This is a genomic window from Actinotalea sp. (assembly GCF_035443605.1).
In the GTDB taxonomy this organism is placed as follows: Bacteria; Actinomycetota; Actinomycetes; order Actinomycetales; family Cellulomonadaceae; genus Actinotalea.
The window spans coordinates 1-13,661 of sequence record NZ_DAORSQ010000075.1; the positions used below are offsets into that span (position 1 = coordinate 1).

Sequence of the window (13,661 nt, forward strand, 5' to 3'; positions counted from 1 at the left end):
TGCTACCACCAAGGCCGACGGGAACCGTGGCCGCGATCTGGGGACCGCCACCGGGATGAACCGACGGCGATCGTCTCCAGGTGTATCGGCACGCCGGCCCGGGACTTGAGGTGTCCCGCGCCAGGGCGCCCCGGGTCAGGCGAGCACCCAGCGCCGGGCCAGCGCCAGCACGTCCGCCAGGTGCTCCTCGACCGCCGCCAGGTCGGCGAACGTGACGACGGCCCGGTCGGGCGCCTGCCAGGCCATGAGGCCGGTCGGGTCGGCGAAGGTGAAGGTGTCGACGTCCGTCCGGACGGCCGCGCCGCGGTGGAAGACGAGCTGGAGCCGGTCCCCTGGCCGCAGCCGGAACGTGATCCGGTCCCGGCCGTCGTGCACGAAGCTGGGGGCGTTCCACTTGACGTGCTCGGTGAGCCCCGGCACGGACGCGAGCAGCGCACCCCGCAGCCGACGGACGGCGGCCTCGTGAGGGTGCTCGAGGGCGTCGAGGTAGGTCGCCACCTGGATGGATCCGTCCGTCACGCGCCCTCCCGATCGTTCCGGTCAGTGTCATCGACGGCGGCAACGGGCGCCACCGGGGCGCACGAGCGAGACGGGTCCGCTCGGCGCGGCCGATCCGGGGACCTTGACCCATCAACAGGGCTCGGCAGCGCCCGATGGGGGCCCGACGGAAGGTCGAGGGCCCGGCTCGGGCCCCGTCACCGCGCCGACGAACGGAGCGTCATGAACGCCACAGCGACCAGCCGGCGGACCACGATGTCGTGGTTCACCAACCGCGGGGTCAACGTCAAGATCCTCTCCGCCGTCCTCACCGCTGCGGTCGTGGCCGCCGTGGTCGGGGCGCTCGGGATCGTGGCGCTCGCCTCGACGAACGCCGCGACCCACGACATGTACTCCGAGCACCTGCTCCGCACGGCGCAGGTCGCCGAGCTGCGCCGACTCACGGTCGAGATGCGCCTCAACATCGTCAACCACGTCACGGTCCTGGCGCCGGACGACAAGGTCGCCTACGAGGAGCGGTTCGCCGCGGCGGAGGAGCCGGCGCGGCAGATCGTCAGCGACCTGCTCGCCGCCGACCTGCCCGCCGACGAGCGGGCACTGGTCGAGACCTATGCCGCGTCGCTCGACTCCTACACGGCGCTGCGTGACGCGAAGCTGTACCCGCTGTCGCACGAGGGCGACATGGCTGGCTGGACCGACGTCCGTGACAACGAGGCCCGGCCGTTCACCAACGGCATGATGGACGCCCTTGCCGAGGTCATCGAGCTCGAGCGCGTGGCGGCCGAGGCTGCCGCCGCAGACGCGCAGGGCGCCTACGCGGCCAGCCGCACGCAGTCGATCCTCATCCTGCTCATCGGGCTCTCCGCCGCGATCGTCATCGGCTTCCTCGTCGCCCGGTCGATCGTCGCCGGGCTGGCCCGCGTGCACGCGGTCTCCGACGCGCTCGAACGCGGCGACCTCACGGTGACGGCGGAGCTGACCACCACGGACGAGCTGGGGCGCATGGGCTCCGCGCTCGACCGCGCCGTCGCGAGCCTGCGGGTGGCCGTCGGCACCATCGACACCTCCTCGACGTCGCTCGCCTCCGCCGCCGAGCAGATGTCCGGGGTCACGGGCCAGATCGCGGCATCGGCGGAGGAGACGTCCGCGCAGGCCGGTGTCGTGTCCGCCGCGGCGGAGCAGGTCAGCCGCAACGTGCAGACGGTGGCGTCGGGGGCGGAGCAGATGGGCGCGTCGATCCAGGAGATCGCGCACAACGCCGCCCAGGCCTCGCGCGTGGCCGGTCAGGCCGTCGACGCCGCCGAGGTCACCTCCGCGACGATCCACCGCCTCGGCGAGTCGTCGCGCGAGATCACCAACGTGGTCAAGCTCATCACCCAGATCGCCGAGCAGACCAACCTCCTGGCCCTCAACGCGACCATCGAGGCCGCGCGCGCCGGCGAGGCCGGCAAGGGGTTCGCCGTCGTGGCCGGCGAGGTCAAGGAGCTCGCGCAGGAGACCGCGCGCGCCACCGAGGACATCTCGCGCCGCGTGGCGGCCATCCAGGCCGACACCGATGCCGCCGTCGGCGCGATCGGGGAGATCAGCGGGATCGTCGGCTCCATCAACGACTACCAGTCGACGATCGCCTCGGCGGTCGAGGAGCAGACGGCGACCACGCAGGAGATCAACCGGTCCGTCGCCGAGGCCGCGACCGGCTCTGGCGAGATCGCGTCGAACATCGCCGGGGTGGCCGACGCCGCCGACCTCACGTCCCAGGGGGTCGCCGAGTCCCAGGGCGCCGTGCACGAGCTGGCGCGGATGTCCGGCGACCTGCGCACCCTGGTGGCCCAGTTCCGGTTGTGACCGCCGTCGCCGTGATGGCGGTGCTCAGGCGAGCGCCGCCATCACCGCGACCCCCGTGGCCGCGGCGGCGACCGTGAGCGCCAGCGTGCCGACGGCGTTGAGCACCGCGGCGCGCAGCTCGCCCGCCTGAGCCAGCCGCACCGTCTCCACCATCGCGGTGGAGAACGTCGTGTACCCGCCGCAGAACCCGGTCGCGGCGACGACCCGCACGTCCGGGCCGAGTCCGTGGAACGTCGCCGCCCCGGCCAGCAGACCGATGACCAGCGACCCGCTGACGTTGACGGCGACCGTCGCCACCGGCAGCACCGAGGTCCAGCGGCGTCGGATCGCGCCGTCGACCACGAACCGGGTCGCGGCTCCCAGCCCGCCGAGCACCGCGACGGCGAGGGCCAGGATCACGGGGCACCGCCTGCCGAGAGCGGGTCGCCCGCCCGCCGGGCGGCGCGCCGCACGTGCAGCCGTTCCGCCCACGACACCCCCAGGACGCACGCGAGGACCCCGAGCACGAGCGACGCCGTCGCGTACACCCCGGCGACCACCCACGCACCGTCCCCGAGCAGCACCGTGACCTCCAGGGCGAGGCTGCTGAACGTGGTGAAGCCGCCCAGCACCCCGGTGCCGAGCCCGAGCCGCAGGAGCCGCCCGCGCTGCCCCTCCTCGCCGCGACGGAGCAGGGTCTCGAGCAGCGCCCCGAGCAGGAGGGCGCCGACGACGTTCTCGACGAGGGTCGCCGTCGGGAAGCCGCCATGGCTGCCGACGGCCGTGGTCAGGCCGTACCGCAGGGCGGTGCCGAGCACGCCGCCGAGGCCGACGACGGCGACGAGGCTGGGGCGCAGGTGTGCCGGCCTGCTCATGGCGCCCTCCCGTCCTGCCCCGTCGGCCGGGCCGGGACGATCGCCCCGGCCGCGCTTCCCCGGGTCAGGCTAGTGGTCCACCGGCGGCTCAGCCGCGGACCACCAGGACGGGCAGCTCGGCCTGTCCGAGCACCTTGTAGGTGGTCGAGCCGAGCATCACGCCACGCAGCGGGCTCTCGCCGTAGGAGCCGACGATGATCATCCGTGCCTGGTGCCGCGCCGCGGCGTCGACGAGCGCGGCCGCGGGCGACTCGTGGACCAGCTCGACGACGGCCCGCACCCCCGCGGCCTCGGCGCGGACCAGCGCGTGGGCCGTCGCGTGGCGCCCGAGCTCCTCGATGGCCGCCTGGTGGGCGAGGAACTCCTCGCCCCGTCCCCCGGGGGGCGCGACCCCGTAGACGAGCACGAGGGGCTCGCGATAGGTGGCCGCGAGGTCGAGCGCGACCGTGAGGGCGAGGTCGGACCCCGTGGACTCGTCGTACCCCAGCACGAACGTCATCGCTGCTCCCTCGCCCCGCCCGGGACGAGCCCCGGGTCCGCCACGCCCGCCCGCTCCGCCCAGAACGCCGAGCCCCTCACCCGCGAGACGGCCAGCAGCACGAGGCCGACGGCAAGGATGACGATGCCGATGACGAGCGGCGGGCCCATCCCGAACCACGCCTGCCCCGTGTAGGAGTTCTCCGGGTCCGCCATGTCGATGACGGACTCGACGAGCAGCCACAGGAGCATCACGGCGCCGACCACGGGCCCGATGCCGATGAGCAGCAGGTTGCGCACGCTCTCGAGCAGGTGACGACGGTAGTAGAGCGCACAGGCGATCCCGGTCAGGGCGTAGTAGAACGCGATGAGCAGCGAGAGCGCCGTGAGGGAGTCGAACAGCGCGTTCTCGCTGACGGCCGACAACCCGAGGTACCACAGCACGGCGATCGCGGCCACGGCCCAGGTCGCCACGTCCGGGGTGCGGAACCGCGGGTGGATCCGGGCGAACGCCGGCGGGATGGCACCGCGCCGGGCCATCGACAGGGCGGTCCGGGAGGCGGGGATGATCGTCGTCTGCGTCGAGGCGATCGCCGAGGTGGTCACGGCGAGGAGCACCACCCAGTCCCAGCCCCCGAGCACCTGCTCCGCGAGGAGCCCGAAGATGAACTCCTCCTCCTCGGCGTTCTCGGCCAGGAACTCGGTGCCCGCCACCGCCACCAGGGCGAACGCGACGCCGACGTACGTCAGCAGCAGGATCAGCGTCGAGAGCACGGCCGCCCGGCCGGGAGCGCTCGCCGGGTCGGACGTCTCCTCGGAGAGGTTGACGGCCGACTCCCACCCCCAGTAGGCGAACACGCCGAGCAGCAGCCCCCCGGTCAGCGCGGCGCCGCCGGCGCCGAACGGGTCGAGCCACGCGAGGGACATCGCCGGCGCCCCGACGGCGGCGTCCCCGGCGGCCACCCGCACCAGGGCGACGACGGCGAATGCCAGCAGCGCGCCCACCTGGGCGAGGATCAGGCCGTTCTGCACCCGGGCGGAGACCTCCGTGCCGAGCACGCACAGCCAGGTCATCAGCGCGATGAGCGCCACGGCGCCAGCCATCACCACGGGCTGGTTGTCCGCCAGCTCGTCGAGCCCGAGGGTCAGCAGGCCGAACCGGACGCCCACCTCCGCCAGGGACCCGATGACGAGCACGCCCGTGAGGGTGATCGCCCAGCCCCCGATCCAGCCGAACGTCGGGCCCATCGCGCGCGTCACCCACGAGAAGGTCGTCCCGCAGTCCTGGTCCACCTTGTTGAGGTAGTAGAAGGCCGACGCGATGAGCAGCATCGGCACGAAGGAGGCGAGCAGGGTCCCGGCGGCGTAGATCCCGACGAGCGCCACCACGGGCCCGAGGATCGCGGCGAGCGAGTAGGCGGGAGACGTCGCGGCCAGCCCGATGACCAGGGCATCGACGAAGCCGATGGCTCCGGGCTTGAGCGACGGCGACGGCGACGGCGCACCGGCGGCGGGTCCGGCGGTCTCGGAACGCTCCATGGCTCCCCCTGCGCTGCGCTGCACGTGGTGGTGCTCACCCTGCCCCCGCTGGGTCGAGACCCGCAAGATCACCGCCGGCACCGATGGACGACCGCCGCGCAGGGAATGCCTCCCGGCACGCTAGAGTTATACCCCCCGGGGTATCCCCCGACCGCCACCTCCGAGGAGCACAAGCATGGCCACCGTCACCCTGACCGCCGAGACCTTCGGCCCCACCACCGAGGCGGCCGGCGTCGTCCTCGTGGACTTCTGGGCCGCCTGGTGCGGCCCGTGCCGCCGGTTCGGCCCGGTCTTCGAGCAGGCCTCCGTCCGGCACCCCGACGTGGTGTTCGGCAAGGTCGACACCGAGGCGGAGCAGGGGCTCGCCGGCGGCCTCGGGATCAGCTCCATCCCCACCCTCATGATCTTCCGCGACGGCGTGCTGCTCTTCGCCGAGGCCGGAGCCCTGCCGGGGAACGCCCTGGAGGACCTCATCGGCAAGGCAGAGGCCCTGGACATGGACGAGGTGCGCGCCACCCTCGCGGCCCGCGCCGCTTCGTGAGCGGTCTCGTCGCGACCGCGACGGCCGGGGCGGCCGGCCTGCTCGCTGCCCACGGGCGCCGACGCGTCCTCGTGGCGGCGCTGCTGGCGCCGGTGGTCGCGGGCGTCGTCGCCGTGAGCACCGGTGGTCTCGCCCAGGCCACCCCCGGGCGGTGGGTCGTGGTGGCCCTGCTCGGCGCGCTCGGCTCCGCCGTGCTGGCCACCTATCTGCCGGTCCGCGGCCCCTGGTACCGCCTGCAGGCCGGCTGCACGCGGTGCGCCGTCGTGGCGGGCCTGAGCCTGCCGGTCGCGACGATGGTGCTGGCCAGCGACCCGCTGGATGCCGGGACCTCGATGCTCGCGCTCGCAGCGGTGACCTTCGGCCTCGGCCAGCGCCTGCGGGACCCCGGCACCTGCCCGACGCGCTGAACGCCCGCGGGTCGGGGACCGGCCACGCCGGCGACCCGCGCGGGCGGCGCCCTCAGGACTCGACGACGATGGCGATGACGACCGGCTCGCGGCGGTACCGCCGCTGGATGAACCGGCTCACCGCGCGCGAGATGGCCTGCTCGAGGGCGTCGATCCCGGTGACGCCCTGCTCGGCCGCCCTGGCCAGCGCCGTCGTGACCTCCGCCGAGGCGCCGTCGAACGTGTGGTCGTCGTGGACGAAGCCCCGGGTGAGGAACTCCGGCGGCTCGGCCAGCGTGGTGGTCGTCGGGTCGACGAGCGCCAGGACGGTGATCACCCCGCCCTCACGCAGCAGGCGACGCTCGTGCAGCGTGTCCTCGGTGGCCTTGCCGACCGTCTCGCCGTCGACGTAGACCAGCCCCGCCTCGACCTGACCGACGATCGTCGCGACGCCGTCGACGAGGTCGACGACCATGCCGTCGCGCCCGACGATGACGCGCTCGGCCGGCACCCCGCAGCTCACCGCGAGCTGCGCGTTGGCGTGCAGGTGCTTGGACTCGCCGTGGATCGGCAGCACGTTGCGCGGACGCAGGATGTTGTAGCAGTAGACGAGCTCCCCGGCGCTGGCGTGCCCCGAGACGTGCACCTTGGCGTTGCCCTTGTGCACCACGTTCGCCCCGCGGTCGGTGAGCTTGTTGATGATCCCGTAGATCGCACTCTCGTTGCCAGGGATCAGCGAGCTCGCGAGCAGCACGGTGTCGCCCTCGCCGACGGAGATCTGGTGGTCGCCGTTGGCCATCCGGCCCAGCGCGGCCATGGGCTCGCCCTGCGAGCCCGTGCAGATCAGGGTGACCTTCTGGTCGGGCATCGACTCGAGCTTCTTCGCGTCGACCACGAGGCCGTGCGGGATGGTGAGGTAGCCCAGGTCCCTGGCGATGCCCATGTTGCGCACCATCGACCGACCGACGAACGCGACCTTGCGGCCGTGCTGGTGCGCGGCGTCGAGCACCTGCTGGATGCGGTGCACGTGGCTCGCGAAGCTCGACACGATGATCCGCCGCGGTGCCGTGGCGAACACGTGGTCGATCGCGGGGGCGAGGTCACGCTCCGACGTGGTGAACCCGGGGACCTCGGCGTTGGTCGAGTCGACCATGAACAGGTCGACGCCCTCCTCGCCGAGCCGGGCGAAGTGGCGCAGGTCGGTGATCCGGCCGTCGAGCGGGAACTGGTCCATCTTGAAGTCGCCGGTGTTGAGCACCAGGCCGGCGGGGGTCCGGATCGCCACCGCGAGGCCGTCGGGGATGGAGTGGTTGACGGCGACGAACTCGAGCCCGAACACGCCGGCGTGGTAGGTGTCCCCCGCCTCGACGTGCTGGGTGCGGGGGGTGATCCGGTGCTCCTTGAGCTTGGCCGTGATGAAGGCCAGCGTGAGCTCCGAGCCGATCACGAGGATGTCCGGGCGCTCCTTGAGCAGGTACGGCACCCCGCCGATGTGGTCCTCGTGACCGTGCGTCAGCACGATCGCCTCGATGTCGCCCAGTCGGTCCCGCAGCGACGTGAAGTCCGGGAGGATGACGTCGATCCCGGGCTGGTGGTCCTCCGGGAAGAGCACGCCGCAGTCGACGACCACGAGGCGCCCGTCGTACTCGACGACGCTCATGTTGCGCCCGATCTCCCCGAGCCCGCCGAGGGTGGTGACCCGCATCACACCGCGCTTCAGCTGCGGCGGGGCGGTCGGGGCGAGGGAGTGGGCGTTCTGCACGGGGATGGTCCTCCAGGGTCGGGGCGGCCGGGCGCGAGGACCGGCGGGTGACGAGATCCGGGTCCATCCTCCCCTACCGGGGCCCGGGGCGGGACCGGGTCAGCCGATGATCGGCGCACCGACCGGCCGCCGGTACAGCCGCTGCCGCTCCCGCAGGGCCATGGCGGTGCCGAGCGTGAGCGGTCCGAGCCTGCCGATGAACATCAGGACGGCGAGCAGCAGCTGGTGGGCCGGGCCCAGCTGCGCCGTGATCCCCGTCGACAGGCCGACCGTCGCCAGGGCGGAGATCACCTCGAAGAGCACCTGGTCGACGTCGATCGCCGACGTCAGCGAGATGAGCAGCGTCGTGACCACCACACCGGCGACGCTGAGCAGGGCCACCGCCACCGCCTGCCGCTGCGTGGAGCTCGACAGCCGGCGGTCCCCGTACGTCGAGTCCGGGTCCCCGCGCAGCTCGGACCAGATGACCACGAGCAGCACCACGAAGGTGGTCATCTTGATGCCGCCGGCGGTGCTCGCGCTGCCGCCACCGATGAACATCAGGACGTCGGTGCCCAGCCACGTCCCGTCCCGCATCGCCGCGGTGTCCACCGAGTTGAAGCCAGCCGTGCGTGGCATGACGCCCTGGACGAAGGCCGCGAGCACCCGGCCCGGCACGTCCAGCGCCCCCAGGGTCGCCGGGTTCGACCACTCGGCCACGAGCATGAACACGGTGCCGACCGGCACCAGCACGGCCGTCGCGAGCAGGGTCATCGACGTGTGGATGCTCCAGCGCGACGGACGTCGGTGCTGACGCCAGACCTCGAAGATCACCGGGAAGCCCAGGCCGCCGACGAGCACGGCGAGGGTGAGCGGCAGGAGGATCCACGGGTCCGTCCCGAAGCCGATGAGGCTGTCGCCGTACAGCGCGAACCCCGCGTTGTTGAAGGCGGACACGGAGTGGAAGGCACCGAGCCACAGAGCGCGCGGCAGGGGCTCGCCGTAGGTCACCGCCCAGCGTGCCGCGAGCACGAGCGCCGTGACGACCTCGACCACGACGGTCACCCGCGCGACCCCCAGCAGCACCGATCGCACGTCGCCCAGGCCGACGCTGCGGGTCGACGCGGCCGCGACCAGCCGGGTCTGCAGGTCGAGCCTGCGGGACAGCAGCAGCGCGAGCAGAGACGCGAAGGTCATGATGCCGAACCCGCCGAGCTGGATGAGCCCGAGGATCACCGCGTGGCCGAACCCCGACCACGCGGTGGCCGTGTCGACGACCACGAGCCCCGTGACGCACACCGCCGATGTCGCCGTGAACAGCGCGGTGACGAAGCCGGCCGGGGCGCCGGTGCTCGCCGCGGGCAGGCTCAGCAGCAGCGTGCCGGCCCCGATCGCCGCGGCGAAGCCCAGCACGACGAGCTGACCCGGCCTGCGGCGACCGTGCCCGACGGCGGCGCGGCCGCGGGGAACGCGCGGCCGTCGGGGACGCGACGACGGGCCGGGGAGCTGGTCTGGCTCGCGCATCGAGCACCTCTCGGCCGGACGGGGCCGCCCGACCGGCGACGCCGACCACTATCCCAACGGACCGGCCGACGGGGCACGTCGCCGGCGGGTCGGCCCGCACGTGTCGTCCCGCTCGTGTCGGCCCGCACGGCTCGCCCCGCGACCGGCCCCGGCCCCGCAGGGCTCCCTGGGGCCAAGGTCCCACCTGACGCGACGGAGCCGGTACCGTGTCGCCGTGGCGACGATGGCGGGGCGGGCGACGACGCTCGCGCGCGCCGTGACGATCGCCACGACCAGCCTGGCGCTCGGCGCCGGCTCGCACGTCCTCGCGGGCGGCCCGGCCGCCCCCGCGGGGGTGCTGGCCGTGCTGGGCAGCCTGCTGCTCGTCGGCGCGCTCGGCGTCTCGCGGCGACGGCTGAGCGCCCGCAGCCTCGTCCCGCTCGTCGTCGTGGCCCAGGCGCTCGTCCACGCCGTGCTCACCTGGGTCCACCAGGCGTCGGCCCTCGCCGTGCCCGCGGGTCTGTCGCCGGCCACCTCGCACGGGGCGGTGCACGGGGCGGTGACCGCGCACCTCGTCGCCGACGCGGCGGCCGTCCACCTCGGCCCGACGATGCTCCTCGCGCACACCGCTGCGACGCTCGTCACCGTCGCGGCGGTGCTCGGTGCCGACCGCGCTGCCGCCCGTGCGCGGCACTGGTGGTCCGGCGTCCTCGTCCTGACCCGCGGCGCCGTCGTCGTGCCCCGCGTGGCGCCGCCGCGGCCCGCTGCGACCCCCGACATGGCGACGGTCAGCAGGCTCGCCCGCAGCATCGCGCGACGCGGGCCACCGGCGGCGTCCGCCACCGCCTGACGCCCGGCGTCGGCCGTGGCCCTGTGCCACCCCGTCCCCTGCCCCGCGTGCCGTCGGCACGCCCGGCACGGCCCCCTGGAGTCTCATGACCACCCTGCGCGGTCGCGTACCCGCACCCCCGACCCACCCGGTGCCGCACCGCGCGCGTCGCCCCACGCGACGCCGCGCGGTGCGCGCCGTCGTGCAGGGCGTGCTGCTGGCCGCGCTGTGCCTGCTCACCGCCACGACGGCGGCGGCGCACGACCAGCTGGTCGGCAGCGACCCCCCGGCCGACGCCGTCGTGACGACGCCACCCGCTGCCGTCACGCTCACCTTCAGCGCGGAGCTGATCGACATCTCGGCGACCGTCCTGGCCGACGGGCCGGCGGGCGCCCTCGAGGTCGGCCCGCCGACCGTCGCCGGCACCCAGGTGACCGCAGCGCTGCCGGCCGACCTGCCGGGCGGCGCCTACGTGGTCACGTGGCGGGTGGTCTCCGGCGACGGTCACCCCATCCAGGGCAGCTTCGGGTTCACGATCGACGCACCCGTCGCGACGGCTGCACCGACCCCGACGGCCACCTCGACCCCGACACCCACCGCCTCGTCGACCCTGCCCGCCTCGGAGCCCGAGCCGTCGGTCGCCGCGACGACGGGCACGACGGGCACGACCGGACCCGCACCGTTCATCGCCGTCGCCATCGCCGGCCTGCTCGCCCTCGTCACGGCCGTCGTCGTGATCCTGGAGCGCCGGTCCTGGCACGGCGGCACCACCTCAGGAGATGACGCATGACCAGCACCACGCACCGCACGCGCACCACGCACCGCACGCGCACCCTCGCCGGCGCCCTCGCGCTCGCCGCCCTGGCCCTTGCCGGCTGCCAGACGTCCGCCGACACCCCGGCCGGCACGACCGCCCCCGACGACGCCCTGACCGTCGGCGACCCGTGGGTCAAGGCGGCGGACGCCGGCATGACGGCCGCCTTCGGCGTGCTGGAGAACCACACCGACGCCGACATCCAGATCGTCGCGGCGACCACGGCCCTGTCGCCGATGGAGCTGCACGAGATGGCCACCGACGCGGACGGTGCGACGGTCATGCGACGCAAGGAGGGCGGGATCACCGTCCCCGCACTCGGGACGGCAGAGCTCGCACCCGGCGGTGAGCACCTCATGCTCATGGACCTCAGCGGCCCGGTGCGGCCCGGTGACGAGCTCGAGATCACGCTCGAGGCGCAGGACGGGACCACCTGGACCTTCACCGCGGCCGCCCGCACGTTCGACGGCGCCCAGGAGGACTACGTCGGTGACGGCGAGGGCATGGAGGGCATGGGCGACACCGCGGAGACGGCAGCACCGTGACCGACGCGGTACCCCGACGGTCCTTCCTCCAGGGCGGTGCCGCGGCGGTCGGCGGCGCCGCCCTTGCCCTGGGTGGGCGCGCGGCGTGGGACGCCTCGACCACCGCGGCCCCTGCCCCGGACGCCGTCGGCCGCGCCACCGAGCCGGCGGCCGGCCCGCGGCAGGCCGGCGTGGCCACCGCGCCCCAGTCCTTCGCCACCTGGGTCGCCCTCGACCTTCTCGACGGCGTGGACCGTGCGGCGCTCGTACGCCTCATGCGCATCTGGACGGACGACATCGCGCGCCTGACGGCCGGGCGCCCCGGCCTCGCCGACACCGAGCCGGAGCTCGCCCTCGTGCCCGCGCGGCTCACGGTGACGGTCGGGTTCGGTCCCGGGGTCTTCCGAGCGGCGGGCCTCGAGGCGCAGCGACCGGCCTGGCTCGCTCCGCTGCCCGCCTTCACGGTCGACCGGCTCGAGGCCGCGTGGAGCGACGGCGACCTGCTGCTGCAGGTCTGCGCCGACGACGAGATGGCGATCTCGCACGCCGTCCGCCTGCTGACCAAGGGCGCGCGCACGTTCGTCTCGGTGCGCTGGACGCAGCGCGGGTTCCGTCCCAGCCCCGGCGCCACACCGCCGGGCGCCACCATGCGCAACCTCATGGGCCAGCTCGACGGCACGGTCAACCCCGTCGTCGGGGTGGACGACGCGGTGGTCTGGCACGGCGCGGAGGCCGCGGACTGGCTCGTCGGCGGTACGTCCATGGTGGTCCGGCGGATCGCGATGGACCTCGACACCTGGGACCTCGTCGATCGCGCGGGGCGCGAGTTCACCATCGGCCGCAGGCTCGACACGGGCGCCCCGCTCACCGGCACCCACGAGCGGGACGTGCCCGACCTCGACGCCGTGGACGCGCTAGGGCTACCGGTCATCGACACCGCGGCGCACGTCCGCCGCGCCCGCTCGACCGACCCCGACCAGCGCATCCTGCGGCGCGGCTACAGCTACGACGACGCCACCGCCGCGGGGACGTCGACCGACTCCGGGCTGGTCTTCGTGTCCTTCCAGCGTGACGTCACGGCGCAGTACGTGCCGCTGCAGCGGCGGCTGGACGATCTGGACCTGCTCAACCGGTGGACCACCCCGATCGGCTCGGCGGTCTTCGCCGTACCGGGCGGCGTGCTGCCCGGCGAGTTCCTCGCCCAGCGGCTGCTGGTGGGGAACGGGCGCTGAGGTCACCCGAACGGCCCTGACCCACGACGAACGGGTCGCCACCGCGTCATCACCTGTTCGGCCCCGCGGTGGCCGGTCATGGTTATCACCCGGTGACAGGCCGTCATCTCCAGGCGGGCCGAAGTGCCTGATGAGCGGGGTGAGTTTGCGTCATACTGTGACGGACGGCTGCACATCGCGGCCGTCCGTCATGCACTGAGTGACTGGAGGCGTCGTGCTCGACCTCGCACCGGAGATCCACCGTCAACGGCTGGTCGTGGAGGGCACGTGTCGCGAGCCGATCGACGCGGCGTCGATCACGGCGTACCTCTCCGAGCTGTCCAAGGCGATCGACATGGTCGCCCTCATCGAGCCGGTGACGCACCAGTCGCCCCTGTACGGCTGGGCCGGGTGGATCCACTGGGAGACCTCGGGCGCGCACTTCTACGCCTGGGACGTCCCGCGCCTGTTCTTCAGCGTCGACGTGTACGCGTGCAAGCCGTTCGCCGCGCAGACCGTGGTGGACCTCACCCGGGAGTGGTTCGACTCCCACGACGTCGTCTACAAGGAGTTCTGATGTCGCTCGACGCATGGCTCACCTTCGACGTCCAGGGCGACCTGCTCGAGTCGGCACGCGACTGCGAGGCAGAGGTCTTCCAGCGCTGGTACGGCAACTCGCGCGCCGAGCTCGAGGACGAGTACGGCCCGTACGGCGACAGCTCCGTGTACATGGCCGTCTCCGACGAGGCGGGCGAGGTCGTGGCGACCATGCGGCTGCTCGTCCCGGGCGGCAGCGCGGGGCTCAAGACGCTGCACGACGTCGGCCGGGCCCCGTGGGGCGTGGACGGTGCCCGGGCGGCCGCCGTCGTCGGTTTCGACGTCACGTCGACCATCGAGAT

The 13,661-nt window shown here is 73.7% G+C and carries 16 protein-coding genes; 9 read left to right on the forward strand and 7 right to left on the reverse strand.

Going from position 1 to position 13,661, the window contains the following annotated elements; all coding sequences use genetic code 11:
* Nucleotides 1-135 precede the first annotated feature (135 nt).
* Nucleotides 136-519: a DUF1801 domain-containing protein gene (locus tag PKY62_RS09335; RefSeq protein ID WP_324536438.1), complete on the reverse strand. Its 384-nt coding sequence runs from the start codon at nucleotides 517-519 to the stop codon at nucleotides 136-138.
* A 201-nt stretch (nucleotides 520-720) separates the two neighbouring features.
* Between PKY62_RS09335 and PKY62_RS09340 the strand changes: the two genes are divergently transcribed.
* Complete coding sequence (locus PKY62_RS09340; RefSeq protein ID WP_324536439.1) at nucleotides 721-2,343, forward strand: methyl-accepting chemotaxis protein; 1,623 nt, start codon at nucleotides 721-723, stop codon at nucleotides 2,341-2,343.
* Between the two features lie 24 nt (nucleotides 2,344-2,367).
* Here the strand turns inward: PKY62_RS09340 and crcB are convergent, their stop codons facing one another.
* From crcB to PKY62_RS09360, 4 genes are all read right to left on the reverse strand, one after another.
* The gene (gene crcB / locus PKY62_RS09345) at nucleotides 2,368-2,742 is read right to left on the reverse strand and encodes a fluoride efflux transporter CrcB (RefSeq protein WP_324536440.1); all 375 of its coding nucleotides are present in this window, start codon (nucleotides 2,740-2,742) and stop codon (nucleotides 2,368-2,370) included.
* Nucleotides 2,739-3,197 (reverse strand): fluoride efflux transporter FluC, encoded by a 459-nt coding sequence (locus PKY62_RS09350; protein ID WP_324536441.1) that lies wholly within the window; start codon nucleotides 3,195-3,197, stop codon nucleotides 2,739-2,741. The genes crcB and PKY62_RS09350 overlap by 4 nt, the downstream gene beginning before the upstream one ends.
* Before the next feature lie 88 nt (nucleotides 3,198-3,285).
* Nucleotides 3,286-3,696, reverse strand: a complete 411-nt coding sequence (locus PKY62_RS09355) for a universal stress protein (protein ID WP_324536442.1) — start codon at nucleotides 3,694-3,696, stop codon at nucleotides 3,286-3,288.
* Complete coding sequence (locus tag PKY62_RS09360; RefSeq protein WP_324536443.1) at nucleotides 3,693-5,213, reverse strand: APC family permease; 1,521 nt, start codon at nucleotides 5,211-5,213, stop codon at nucleotides 3,693-3,695. The genes PKY62_RS09355 and PKY62_RS09360 overlap by 4 nt, the downstream gene beginning before the upstream one ends.
* Nucleotides 5,214-5,388: 175 nt before the next feature.
* Between PKY62_RS09360 and PKY62_RS09365 the strand changes: the two genes are divergently transcribed.
* Nucleotides 5,389-5,754 (forward strand): thioredoxin family protein, encoded by a 366-nt coding sequence (locus PKY62_RS09365; RefSeq protein WP_324536444.1) that lies wholly within the window; start codon nucleotides 5,389-5,391, stop codon nucleotides 5,752-5,754.
* Nucleotides 5,751-6,161: a hypothetical protein gene (locus PKY62_RS09370; RefSeq protein WP_324536445.1), complete on the forward strand. Its 411-nt coding sequence runs from the start codon at nucleotides 5,751-5,753 to the stop codon at nucleotides 6,159-6,161. Before PKY62_RS09365 ends, PKY62_RS09370 begins: the two co-directional genes overlap by 4 nt.
* A 52-nt stretch (nucleotides 6,162-6,213) precedes the next feature.
* Here PKY62_RS09370 and PKY62_RS09375 read toward each other — a convergent pair whose 3' ends face one another.
* Together PKY62_RS09375 and PKY62_RS09380 are read right to left on the reverse strand one after the other, a co-directional pair.
* Nucleotides 6,214-7,845 carry a ribonuclease J gene (locus PKY62_RS09375; protein ID WP_324536453.1) on the reverse strand — a complete coding sequence of 544 codons (1,632 nt, stop codon included), beginning with the start codon at nucleotides 7,843-7,845 and terminating at the stop codon, nucleotides 6,214-6,216.
* A gap of 156 nt (nucleotides 7,846-8,001) precedes the next feature.
* Complete coding sequence (locus tag PKY62_RS09380; RefSeq protein WP_324536446.1) at nucleotides 8,002-9,405, reverse strand: TrkH family potassium uptake protein; 1,404 nt, start codon at nucleotides 9,403-9,405, stop codon at nucleotides 8,002-8,004.
* Between the two features lie 214 nt (nucleotides 9,406-9,619).
* On the opposite strand from PKY62_RS09380, the gene PKY62_RS09385 reads away from it, so the two are divergent.
* The 6 genes from PKY62_RS09385 to PKY62_RS09410 all read left to right on the forward strand — a co-directional run.
* Complete coding sequence (locus PKY62_RS09385; protein WP_324536447.1) at nucleotides 9,620-10,234, forward strand: hypothetical protein; 615 nt, start codon at nucleotides 9,620-9,622, stop codon at nucleotides 10,232-10,234.
* A gap of 85 nt (nucleotides 10,235-10,319) precedes the next feature.
* The gene (locus PKY62_RS09390) at nucleotides 10,320-11,003 is read left to right on the forward strand and encodes a copper resistance CopC family protein (RefSeq protein WP_324536448.1); all 684 of its coding nucleotides are present in this window, start codon (nucleotides 10,320-10,322) and stop codon (nucleotides 11,001-11,003) included.
* Nucleotides 11,000-11,572, forward strand: coding sequence for a copper chaperone PCu(A)C (locus tag PKY62_RS09395; protein WP_324536449.1), 573 nt, complete (start codon nucleotides 11,000-11,002; stop codon nucleotides 11,570-11,572). The genes PKY62_RS09390 and PKY62_RS09395 overlap by 4 nt, the downstream gene beginning before the upstream one ends.
* Nucleotides 11,569-12,783, forward strand: coding sequence for a Dyp-type peroxidase (locus PKY62_RS09400; RefSeq protein ID WP_324536450.1), 1,215 nt, complete (start codon nucleotides 11,569-11,571; stop codon nucleotides 12,781-12,783). The genes PKY62_RS09395 and PKY62_RS09400 overlap by 4 nt, the downstream gene beginning before the upstream one ends.
* 199 nt (nucleotides 12,784-12,982) lie before the next feature.
* Nucleotides 12,983-13,339, forward strand: a complete 357-nt coding sequence (locus PKY62_RS09405; RefSeq protein WP_324536451.1) for an S-adenosylmethionine decarboxylase — start codon at nucleotides 12,983-12,985, stop codon at nucleotides 13,337-13,339.
* Nucleotides 13,339-13,661: hypothetical protein (locus PKY62_RS09410; RefSeq protein WP_324536452.1), on the forward strand; the 323-nt coding region annotated here is incomplete at its 3' end. The genes PKY62_RS09405 and PKY62_RS09410, both read left to right, overlap by 1 nt.

Bases quoted from the DNA above. Each gene is read 5' to 3' on its own strand.
- PKY62_RS09340 (WP_324536439.1), top strand. From the start codon at position 721: ATGAACGCCACAGCGACCAGCCGGCGGACCACGATGTCGTGGTTCACC.
- PKY62_RS09350 (WP_324536441.1), bottom strand. From the start codon at position 3,197: ATGAGCAGGCCGGCACACCTGCGCCCCAGCCTCGTCGCCGTCGTCGGC.
- PKY62_RS09355 (WP_324536442.1), bottom strand. From the start codon at position 3,696: ATGACGTTCGTGCTGGGGTACGACGAGTCCACGGGGTCCGACCTCGCC.
- PKY62_RS09360 (WP_324536443.1), bottom strand. From the start codon at position 5,213: ATGGAGCGTTCCGAGACCGCCGGACCCGCCGCCGGTGCGCCGTCGCCG.
- PKY62_RS09365 (WP_324536444.1), top strand. From the start codon at position 5,389: ATGGCCACCGTCACCCTGACCGCCGAGACCTTCGGCCCCACCACCGAG.
- PKY62_RS09375 (WP_324536453.1), bottom strand. From the start codon at position 7,845: ATGCGGGTCACCACCCTCGGCGGGCTCGGGGAGATCGGGCGCAACATG.
- PKY62_RS09380 (WP_324536446.1), bottom strand. From the start codon at position 9,405: ATGCGCGAGCCAGACCAGCTCCCCGGCCCGTCGTCGCGTCCCCGACGG.
- PKY62_RS09390 (WP_324536448.1), top strand. From the start codon at position 10,320: ATGACCACCCTGCGCGGTCGCGTACCCGCACCCCCGACCCACCCGGTG.
- PKY62_RS09395 (WP_324536449.1), top strand. From the start codon at position 11,000: ATGACCAGCACCACGCACCGCACGCGCACCACGCACCGCACGCGCACC.